The organism is Kitasatospora sp. NPDC091257, from assembly GCF_044757675.1.
Lineage (GTDB): Bacteria > Actinomycetota > Actinomycetes > Streptomycetales > Streptomycetaceae > Kitasatospora > Kitasatospora lactacystinica.
Genome location: NZ_JBIVVI010000202.1, coordinates 1 through 9,720, shown reverse-complemented (window position 1 = coordinate 9,720; position 9,720 = coordinate 1). Strand labels below are relative to the sequence as shown.

Below are 9,720 nucleotides of genomic sequence, written 5' to 3'. Positions count from 1 at the left end.
GGTGCCGTCGGCGGCCTTGACCCGGTACCGGCCGTCCTGGCCGACGACCCGGTGGTAGGTGGAGGAGCCCTTGGAGACGCGGACGACGACCTCGCCGTCGACCGGGACGTTGGACTTGCCGCGGCCCTCGGCCAGCGGCGGGACGGGCGGCAGCTGGTGGTCGAAGAAGCCGCCGTGCTCGTCGTAGTTGAGGATGAAGACGGTCTTCTGGAACACCTCGGGCTTGGCGGCGAGCGCGGACAGCAGCCGGGAGGTGAGGTGTTCGCCGTTCGGCGGCGCGTAGTTGGCGTGCTCGGACAGCGCGGCGGGGGCGACGATCCAGGAGACCTGCGGGAGGCGGTCGGCCTGGACGTCGGCGGTGAAGGCCTCGACCAGGGCGTCGCCCATGGCGAAGGGGTCCTTGGCCTTGGCCGGGTCGCCGACGGCGCGCATGCCGCGCTCGTACAGCGGCTCACCGGGCTTGGCCTTGACGAAGGGGGCGAACCAGGCGAGGGCGTTGTCGTCGAAGTTGTCGAGGGCCTGGTAGGTCTTCCAGCCGACGCCGGCCTTCTCCAGGCGCTCGGCGTAGGTGGTCCACTCGTAGCCGCCGGGGATCTCGGTGTTGTCGGTCACCGGGGTGTCCCGGACGGTGCCGCCGCTGGTGCCGGTCATCAGGTGGTCGCGGTTGGTGTTGGTGTTGCACTGCACGGAGGCGTAGTAGGCGTCGCAGACCGTGAACACCGAGGCGAGGGCGTGGTAGAAGGGCATGTCGGCGGACTCGTAGTAGCCCTGGCCGAGCCAGCCGGAGGAGCGGCGGGTGACGGAGCCGTCGGCGCGGCCGTCGTTCCAGGCGTTCATGGAGTCGCCGTAGCCGAAGGCGGGCGCGCCCTGCTGGTAGGCGTTGGTGTGGGCGGCGTTCATCGCGAAGGGCAGCAGGTAGCCCTCCTTGCGGCCGGGGTCGGGCTGGTGGAAGACCGAGCGGCCGTCGACGCCGCGCACGGCGGTGCGGTCGCCGAAGCCCCGCACGCCCGCCAGGGTGCCGAAGTAGTGGTCGAAGGCGCGGTTCTCCTGCATGAACACCACGACGTGCTGGATGTCCGCCAGCCGTCCGGGCCGGGCCGGCGCGGCGAGTGCCTGCTGGACGCTGAGCGGGAGGGCGGACAGCACCGCGGCCGCCGCCGCACCGCCGAGGACGCTGCGGCGCGACAGTTCGGGCTTCGGACTCATGGGGGTGGGGCTCCTTGCTGACGGACCGCGGTTCCTCGGTACGGGGGCCGGCCGCGCGGTTCGGACCGGACCCGTTATGTGTACGAGACCGAGGTGGACGCAGCCGTGGTGTCCGATGACGGGCCGATGACCGGCAAGAGACCCCGAGCTGTACAGACAACTTGACGCCCCATGATCAAACGGTTGGCTCGTCGACCAGCCCGGACCGGCCGTGGGCCGCCCGGCTGCGAGAGCCCGGCCGGGCGCCCGGCGGACTCCACCGCGCCCCGGACGCCGCAACCGGGGTGTCGCACCGTGCGCCGGGGGCAGACGCGCGGTGTGAACCCCATCGAGCGAGGCCTGCGGGCCGTGCAGCACGCCATGGCCGAGGTCTGGAACGTGCCGGGCGTGCAACGGCCCGGCTACTGGCCGCGGCTGGCGCGCAGCCTGCTGCTGTTCGCCGTCCTGGGCAGCGGGCTGGTGGTGGCCACCGCCGCCGCGCTGGTCGGCGGCACGCTCGCCGGGACGGCCGCCAGGATCGGGGGCCTGGTCGTCTCGGCGCTGGTGAACGCCGCCCTGTGCCTGGCCTGCTTCCGGGTGCTCACCCCGCGCGAGGTGCCGCTGCGGGCGCTGTGGCCGGGCTGCGCGCTCGCCGGGCCGCTGTTCACCGCCCTCCAGGCGGTCGGCTCACTGCTGGTCACCCACGAGCTGCGCCACGCGAGCCAGGTCTACGGGTTCTTCGCGACGGTGATCGGGCTGCTGTTCTGGCTCTACCTGACCGCGCAGGTCACCGTGTACGCGGCCGAGGTCAACGTCGTGCTCGCCCGGCGGCTGTGGCCGCGCAGTCTGCTGCAGCCGCCGCTGACGGACGCCGACCAGGCGGTGCTGTCCTCGGTCGCCCGGCAGGAGGAGCGCCGGCCCGAGCAGCGGGTCGACGTCTCCTTCCACGACGGGCCGCCCCCGCCCGGGGAGCCGGGGGGCCCGGACGGGGACGGCGGGGACGGCGGGGACGGCGGGGACGGCGGGCAGGACCGGGGCGGCGGGCAGGACGGCAGCGGCGGCCGGTGACGGCCCCGGCGTCCCGGGAGGAACCGGGTGCCGGTGCCACGGGCAGCCGGGGCAGGGCGTACGGGTGGTGGTCGCGCAGGTAGCCGACGAGGTGCTCGCGCAACTGGCAGCGGAGCTCGAACGCGTCGGCGCCGTCCGCCGCCGCGGCCAGGCGCCGCACCGCGAGTTGCGCGATCCGGTCCAGGCCGTACGCGACGAGCACCGCCGCGGCGCTCGCGAGTGCCAGGCGTAGCAGGCTCCACGTCGGCGTCTGGGAGTTCCGCGACGCCAGCGGCCACAGCGGGGGCGGTGCGGGGTACGGGGGCCGGGCGTGCGGGCCGGTGCGGGCCGCGGGTCAGCGGTGGGTCAGCCGGTGGGCGTCGAACTCGGCCCAGATCGCCTTGCCCCGGCCGTTCGGCTCGGCGCCCCAGCGGTCGGCGGTGCGCTCCACGATGAACAGGCCGTGGCCGCCGGGCAGGGCCGGCTCGTGCGGCAGGCGCAGCACCGGCATGGCCGGGCTGCGGTCGCTGACCTCCACCCGCAGGCGCTGCCCGGTGGCGTCCAGGACCAGCTCCAGCGGGCCGTCCCCGTGCAGCATGGCGTTGGCCACCAGCTCCGCCACCAGCAGCACGACGTCCGCGCCGACGCCCTCGTGGGCACCGGGCGCGCCGGCGGGCGGGTACCAGTCGCCGACCGCCTCGGCGGTGAAGGCCCGGGCCCGGGTGACCGGCTTGGGGAGCCCGGCCAGCGGCAGCCGGCGGCGCTGGCCGCCGGGCGGCAGGGCGGGCCCGGCCCGGTGCGCGTCGCCGTCCAGGGTTCCCCGGCTCATCGTCATATGAGGGCACCCTTCGGATCGACGGCGGTTCGCATGTCGGTTTCCCGGCGCTCCCGGGATTATGCCTTCCCCGGCGCCGGGTGCGCGGCACCCGCGACACGCGCGGCACCCGCCCCGCGACGGCGTGCCCGGCCGGCTCAGGCCGCCAGGGCCTCCTCGGCCGAGCCGTGGATGGAGAACACCGCCCGGGTGCCGGTCAGTTCGAGGACCCGCATGACGGTGGGCGGCACCGCGGCCAGGTGCAGCCCCACGCCCTCCTCCCCCGCCGCGAGGCGGGTCTTGAGCAGGAGGTTCAGGCCGGAGGAGTCGCAGAAGCCCACCCCCGCGAGGTCGATCACCACCGCGCCGGGCCGCCGGGCGACCAGGGCGGTGAGCGTGTCGGCGGCGGGGGCGAGCGTCTCGATGTCGAGGTCGCCCGCCAGGGCGCAGACCACCGCGCCGCCCGCCGCGGATCGGGTCCGTACCGCGAGCTCCGCACGGTAGGGGGAGGCCGCCGGCGCGAGGCCCCGCTGGTCGTTGTCGGATGGCATCATCGTCGTCCCCTCGTGTCCGTGCCCTCCGACCTTACGTAGGCGGCGTGCCGCGGCCAAGCGGGTGCCGGGGCGCCGGGCGCCCTCAGTCCTCCTCCAGTCCCTCGCGCAGGCGCCGCAGGGTGCGGGAGAGCAGCCGGGAGACGTGCATCTGGGACAGCCCCAGGCGGGCGCCGATCTGCGACTGCGTCAGGTCCTCGCAGAAGCGCATCGACAGGATCTGCCGCTCGCGTTCCGGCAGGGCGGCGACCAGCGGCTTGAGCGCCACCAGGTCCTCCACCCTGGAGAGGTCCGGGTCCTCCTCGCCGAGGCGCTCGCCCAGGCAGCCGGGGCGGTCGTCGTCCTCGGTGCCGGTGTCCAGGGAGCCCGCGGTGTGCCCGTTCGAGGCGGTCAGGCCCTCGACCACCTCCTCCTCGGCGAGTTGGAGGTGGTCGGCCAGTTCGGCCACCGTGGGCGCCCGGTCCAGTTCCTGGGCCAGCCGCTCCTGGGCCTTGGCCAGGGCGATCCGCAGCTCCTGGAGGCGGCGGGGCACGTGGACGGCCCAGGTGGTGTCGCGGAAGTGGCGGCGGATCTCGCCGAGCACGGTGGGCAGCGCGAAGGTGGTGAACTCGGCGCCCAGCTCCGGGTCGAAGCGGTCGATGGCCTTGATCAGGCCCACCGCACCGACCTGCAGCAGGTCCTCCTGCGGCTCCCGGTGGGCGTTGAAGCGGCGGATCGCGAACCTCACCAGCGACAGGTTCATCTCCACCAGGGTGGCCCGCACGTACGAGTACTCCCGGGTGCCCTCCTCCAGCGCGGCGAGCCGGCGCAGCAGCACCCGGGTCAGCTCGCGGGCGTCGGACGGCGCGACCTCCCGCAGGTCCTCGGCGGCGGCCAGCTCCGGTGGCAGCAGGTCGCGCAGCCCCGCCGTGGCGGAGGCGGCCGTGCGGGAGGGGTCCTTCGTCGGCGTAGCGGCGGAGGCGGTCAGTTCACCAGTGGTCGTGACCATCGGAGTCCTTCCTCTTGTCGGCACGGTCGAACGCCCCGGATACCCCGCCCGGGCCGATCGATGCAGAGGCGCCGCGTGGAGGTTTCGTGAATCCCGGGCGGGCGTTCGGGCGGGGGCCGGAAAACCCGGTGGTCCGCGGCGCCGTCCGGTGGATCATGGCAGGGCGCGCTCCGGCGCCCCGATGCCCCTGACGCCCCGTCGACGTGAAAGCGGTGCCGCCCCCGTGACCCCCGCCGTGCCCGAACTCCCCGCCGTGCCCGATCCGACCGTGCTGCACCCCTTCCCCGGACAGCCGCGGGTGGTCCTGCTCAAGCCGCTGGTCACCTCGCCGCTGATCCAGGTGGGCGAGTACTCGTACTACGACGACCCGGACGACCCGACGGCGTTCGAGACCCGCAACGTGCTGTACCACTACGGGCCGGAGAAGCTCGTCATCGGAAGGTTCTGCGCCTTCGCCACCGGGGTGCGGTTCGTGATGAACGGCGCCAACCACCGGATGGACGGGCCCTCGTCCTTCCCCTTCCCCGTCATGGGCGGCGCCTGGGCCGAGCACTTCGACCTGATCACCGGCCTGCCCGGGCGCGGCGACACCGTGATCGGCCACGACGTGTGGCTCGGCTACCGCACCACCGTGATGCCCGGCGTGCGCATCGGCCACGGCGCGATCGTCGCCGCCGGGTCCGTCGTCACCTCCGACGTCCCCGACTACGCCGTCGCCGGCGGCAACCCGGCCAGGGTGATCCGGCTGCGCCACGACGAGGCCGACATCGCCCGCCTGCTGGACATCGCCTGGTGGGACTGGCCCGTCGAGCACCTCACCCGCCACCTGCGCACCGTCATGTCCGGCACCGTCGACGAGCTCGCGGCCGCCGCCCCTGGCGCCTGAGACCGCGTCCGCCCCTTTTCTGTTCGGCCACGGCCTCGCCCAGTACGACCCGGCGCCGCCGGACGGCCCCGCACAGTCCCCCGGAAACGGCGGGGCCCCGAATCCCTAACGGGCCGTGGGGTGGTGGAGCCGGCGGGCGGCGGTGCGGATGGCGAGGGTGTACGGGGCGTCGAGGGCGCGGGTGCGGGCGTCGAGGTCGTCGAAGGGCACCAGGGCCTTGTGGGTGTCGTCGGTGGTCTGGGTCCACGCCGTCCAGGCGTTGTGCACGTCCTCGTCGGTGACCTGCTCGCCCTTGGCCTGGAGCAGCACGGCGTAGATGCGGAAGAGGTCGTCGGAGCCCGCGGGGGGTCTGGCCTCCGAGGGCAGGCAGGAGCGGATCAGGTCGGCGATGGGATCGAGGTGGCTCATACGGCCAGTGTGCCGGTGGCGAGCGTGCCCGTGAGCAGGATCAGATGAGCCACCGCGAATGTCATCGGCACGAGCCGTTCGGTGGTGCCGAGTTCGGTGTAGTGCCGGTGGCGCCGGCCGGGCGCCGCGGCGTTGCGCAGGACGTCCCACTCGTCGGTGTAGATCCGCGCGGACAGCTTCTCCTCCATGCTGTTGATGACCTGGAACTTGGCGCCGTTGAGGTCCCGGTAGCTGCGCAGCTGCATCCACCAGGCGCCGGAGAGCGTGATGCCGGCCAGCGCGACGGCCGTCGCCACCCACCACGGGGACTCCGACAGCTTGGGTATGCCGAAGCCGATCAGGGTGACCAGCGCGGTCTGCACGGACAGGAAGAAGGTGTTGGCGTTGCCCCGGCGGGCCGAGACCCGGTCGGCCATCTCCACGGCGAGCTTGTACAGCTCCAGCAGCTCGGTCTGACGGTTCGGCTCCGGCGGCGTGGTCATCGCGAAACCCCCTCGGGCAGGTGGTGTGCCGGCTTCGCCCGCTGCCCGGGCTCCCCCCGTGGTGTTCATCCTTCCCGGCGGGACGGCCCGTCAGTGCTGCGCGGCCGGCGGTACTGCACGCCGCCGGTGCCGCGAGCCGTCAGTGCTGCGCGCCGGCGGTGGCCGTCGCTCCGGCGGTGACCGTCGCGACGGCGCCCGCCACCGCGGGGGTGCCGGCCGACAGGGCGCGCAGGGCCGCGCCGGCCTCCGACTCGCCCTCCCCGTACTGGTGGGCGCGGGCGGTGCGCAGGGCGGCCCCGAGGTGGAGCGCGGCCTCCTCCGGCCGGCCGGTGGCGGCCAGGGCGCGGCCGTAGAGGGTCTGCAGGACCACCCGGCGGGCGACCGGGAAGGGCGGCTCGGCGACGGCCAGGCCGCGGGCGGCGTGGTGGGCGGCCTCCTCGGCGGCGCCGGCGGCCAGGCACTCGCCGGCCAGGTGCTGGCGGGCGAGGGCGACGAGGTCGGCGCGCCCGGCCCGTTCGGCCAGGGACAGGGCCTTCACCAGCAGGCCGCGCGCCCGGGCGCGGCCGGCCCGGTCGCCGTGGCGGGCGAGGGCGACGGCGAGGTTGACCAGGGCGACGGCCTGGGCGGTGCTGTCGCCGGCCCGGGCGGCGAGGTCGGGGGCGCGTTCCAGGTGGACGAGGGCCTGTTCGGGGCGGCCCTCCTCCAGCAGGACCCAGCCCAGCAGGGCCCGGGCGCGGGACTGGGCACCGGGGTCGCGGTCGGCCTCGGCGGCGGCCAGGCCGTGTTCGAGCAGCGGCGCCCAGCCGTCCCGGACCTGCCAGACGATCAGCGGCCACTGGAGCAGCACCAGGCGCCAGGCGCGGTCGTGCAGTCCGGCGGCGACCGCCGCCTCGACCGCGCCGCGCAGGGTGTCGCGTTCGGCGGCGTACCAGGCGAGCGCGCCCTCCCGGTCGGGGAAGGGGCGGACCTCGGCGGGACGGCGGGTGCCGGGCGGCAGGGTGCAGCACGGTTCGCTGCCGGGTTCGGCGGCGGAGCAGGCGGTGAGCAGGGTGTTCAGCAGGTGGTCGAGCAGGCGGGGCAGCACCTGGGTGTCGGTGTCGCCGGGCAGGCTGCGGGCGTAGAGGCGGACCAGGTCGTGCAGGGTGTAGGCGTCCCGGCCGATCTCCACGATCAGGTGGGCGGTGGCCAGTTGGGCCAGCGCGTCGGCGGCCTCGTCGGGGCGGCAGCCGGCCAGGGCTGCGGCGGTACGGCTGTCGAGGGTGGCGCCGGTGTGGGCGCCGAGGCTGCGGAACGTCCGGCGGACGGGTTCGCTCAGGTGCTGGACGGTCAGCGCGAGGGCGGCGGCCACGCTGGTGTCCTCGACGTCGAGGAGGTTCAGGCGGTCCTGCTCGACGGCGAGTTCCTCGGCGAGCGCGGCCAGCGCGCGGGCCGGGCCGGTGGCGAGGCGGGCGGCGGCCAGCCGCAGGGCCAGCGGCAGGCCGTCGCACAGGCCGGCCAGGCGGGCGGCGGCCTCGGGTTCGGCGGCGACCGGGTCGGGGCCGAGGGTCGCGGCGAGCAGGCTGACGGCCTGCGGGGAGGAGAGTTCGGCGAGCGGCACCGGGCGGGCGGCGTCGGAGGCGACCAGCCCGCCGAGCCGGTCGCGGCTGGTGACCAGGGTGACGCAGTCGTCGCCGTCGGGCAGCAGCGGGCGGACCTGCTCGGAGCGGCGGGCGTTGTCCAGGACGATCAGCATCCGGCGGGTGGCGGTCAGTTCCCGGTAGCGGGCGGCCATCGCCTCGGGGGTGGCGGGCATCTGCTCGGCGGGCAGGCCCAGGGCGAGCAGCAGTTCGCGCAGGACGGCGGCGGTGTCGCGCTCCGGGAGCGGGCTGTGGCCGCACAGGTCGACGAAGAGCCGGCCGTCGGGGAAGTCCTGCTGGCGGCGGTGCGCCCAGTACAGGGCGAGGGTGGTCTTGCCGACGCCGGCGCCGCCGGTGAGCACGGCGACGGCACCGGGGGCGGCGGTGGCCCGGTCGAGCGCGGCCAGTTCATCCTCCCGGCCGGCGAAGCCGCGCGGACGGCGGGGGAAGGGCCAGGGCGCGGGCTGGTGCCAGGGCGCCGGACGCACGGGGGCGGGCGCGGGGGCTGCGGCGAGCACGGACGCGGCGGCGGGGGCGGGCGCGGGGGCTGCGGCCGGCAGCGGTTCGGGGCCGGGAGCCCGGTCGGGGACGGAGGTCAGACCGCCGACGGTGGGGACCCGCGCGGGCGGGACCCGGTCTGCCGGTGCGCCGTCGGCCGGTGCGCGGTCGGCCGGTGCGCGGTCGGACGCGGCCCGGCCGGCCGGCTGCTCCTGGTCGCCGGGCAGCCGGGGCGGCGGCACCCGGTCGGACCGGCCCGGCAGGGCCTCGGTGTGCCGCGGCACGTCGGTGCGCTGCGGCAGGTCGGTGTGCAGCAGGCGGTCGTAGGCGTCGGTGAGTTCCGGTCCGGGGTCCATGCCGAGTTCCTCGGCCAGGGCGCGGCGGGTGCGGTGGAACCAGTCCAGGGCCTCCGAGCGGCGCCCCGCGCGGCCGAGCGCGTGCATGAGGTCGGCGACCAGCGGTTCGCGCAGCGGGTTGGCGGTGGCCTCGGCGTGCAGCAGGTTCGCGGCCGCGCCGTGGTCGCCGAGCCGGCCGTGGGCGCGGGCCAGTTCCTCGGCGGCGGCCAGCCGCAGTTCCTCCAGGGCCTGGGCGGCGCACTGCAGCGGCAGGCCGGGGATGGTGCCGGCGAGGGCGGGGCCCCGCCACAGGGCGAGTGCCTCGCGCAGGGCGGCGGCGGCCTCGGCGGCGTCCTCCAGGGCGCGGGCGCGGACCACCAGCTGTTCGAACCGTACGGTGTCCACCGCGTGGTCGGGGGCCCGCAGCAGGTAGGCGCCGTTGTCGGTGACGAGTTCGACGCCGGCCGCGGGGGCGTCGTGGGCGGTGAGCAGGGCGCGCAGCCCGGAGACGTGGTTGTGGATGACGGTGCGCGAGTGCCGGGGCGGCTCCTCGTCCCAGAGGGTCTCGGTGAGCCGTTCGACGGTGACCGGTGCTCCGGGGTTCAGCAGCAGCATGGCGAGCAGGCTGCGGCGCTTCGCCGATCCGGCCGGAAGCTCCCGGCCGTCCGCGGCCACCACGGCCACCGAGCCCAGCAGTCGGAACTCCACGCACCCCCCTTAGATGGATTAGATGTATATGACAAGCTTATGACACCAGGCGATCTGTCGATCGCGGAGCGTCGTCCCGGGCGCCCGGGCCGCCCGGGGCGGGGCCCGGGGCGCCCCGGCCCGGGACAACCAGGGGGCGGGGGCGGGCCAGATATTCTGCCCGCAGGTGTCCATGTTCGAGTGGGGGCTGTAAAAACCCAAG

General features: G+C 75.6%; 10 protein-coding genes. 3 read left to right on the top strand and 7 right to left on the bottom strand.

Annotation, left to right across the window (positions count from 1 at the left end; genetic code table 11):
- The coding region (locus ACIQOV_RS12530) for an alkaline phosphatase family protein (protein ID WP_401047928.1) at window positions 1-1,206 on the bottom strand (1,206 nt) is incomplete at its 3' end.
- Between the two features lie 318 nt (window positions 1,207-1,524).
- On the opposite strand from ACIQOV_RS12530, the gene ACIQOV_RS12525 reads away from it, so the two are divergent.
- Together ACIQOV_RS12525 and ACIQOV_RS12520 are read left to right on the top strand one after the other, a co-directional pair.
- Entirely contained in the window at window positions 1,525-2,253 is a 729-nt protein-coding gene (locus ACIQOV_RS12525) for a YihY/virulence factor BrkB family protein (RefSeq protein WP_401047925.1), read from the top strand.
- Window positions 2,254-2,320: 67 nt separating this feature from the next.
- On the top strand, window positions 2,321-2,485 hold the full coding sequence (locus tag ACIQOV_RS12520; protein ID WP_401047923.1) for a hypothetical protein: 165 nt from the start codon (window positions 2,321-2,323) through the stop codon (window positions 2,483-2,485).
- 102 nt (window positions 2,486-2,587) lie between these two features.
- On the opposite strand, the gene ACIQOV_RS12515 is transcribed toward ACIQOV_RS12520, so the two are convergent.
- From ACIQOV_RS12515 to ACIQOV_RS12505, 3 genes are all read right to left on the bottom strand, one after another.
- Complete coding sequence (locus tag ACIQOV_RS12515; protein ID WP_401047921.1) at window positions 2,588-3,061, bottom strand: ATP-binding protein; 474 nt, start codon at window positions 3,059-3,061, stop codon at window positions 2,588-2,590.
- Window positions 3,062-3,204: 143 nt separating this feature from the next.
- Window positions 3,205-3,600 (bottom strand): STAS domain-containing protein, encoded by a 396-nt coding sequence (locus ACIQOV_RS12510; RefSeq protein ID WP_401047919.1) that lies wholly within the window; start codon window positions 3,598-3,600, stop codon window positions 3,205-3,207.
- An 82-nt stretch (window positions 3,601-3,682) separates the two neighbouring features.
- On the bottom strand, window positions 3,683-4,585 hold the full coding sequence (locus tag ACIQOV_RS12505; RefSeq protein ID WP_401047917.1) for a SigB/SigF/SigG family RNA polymerase sigma factor: 903 nt from the start codon (window positions 4,583-4,585) through the stop codon (window positions 3,683-3,685).
- Between the two features lie 235 nt (window positions 4,586-4,820).
- Between ACIQOV_RS12505 and ACIQOV_RS12500 the strand changes: the two genes are divergently transcribed.
- A complete protein-coding gene (locus tag ACIQOV_RS12500) occupies window positions 4,821-5,471 on the top strand; it encodes a CatB-related O-acetyltransferase (protein ID WP_401047930.1) in 651 nt (216 codons plus the stop codon).
- 105 nt (window positions 5,472-5,576) lie between these two features.
- Here ACIQOV_RS12500 and ACIQOV_RS12495 read toward each other — a convergent pair whose 3' ends face one another.
- From ACIQOV_RS12495 to ACIQOV_RS12485, 3 genes are all read right to left on the bottom strand, one after another.
- Complete coding sequence (locus ACIQOV_RS12495) at window positions 5,577-5,879, bottom strand: hypothetical protein (RefSeq protein ID WP_401047914.1); 303 nt, start codon at window positions 5,877-5,879, stop codon at window positions 5,577-5,579.
- Window positions 5,876-6,361 carry a hypothetical protein gene (locus ACIQOV_RS12490; protein ID WP_401047911.1) on the bottom strand — a complete coding sequence of 162 codons (486 nt, stop codon included), beginning with the start codon at window positions 6,359-6,361 and terminating at the stop codon, window positions 5,876-5,878. The genes ACIQOV_RS12495 and ACIQOV_RS12490 overlap by 4 nt, the downstream gene beginning before the upstream one ends.
- A 139-nt stretch (window positions 6,362-6,500) precedes the next feature.
- Window positions 6,501-9,518 carry a BTAD domain-containing putative transcriptional regulator gene (locus ACIQOV_RS12485; protein ID WP_401047909.1) on the bottom strand — a complete coding sequence of 1,006 codons (3,018 nt, stop codon included), beginning with the start codon at window positions 9,516-9,518 and terminating at the stop codon, window positions 6,501-6,503.
- Window positions 9,519-9,720 lie beyond the last annotated feature (202 nt).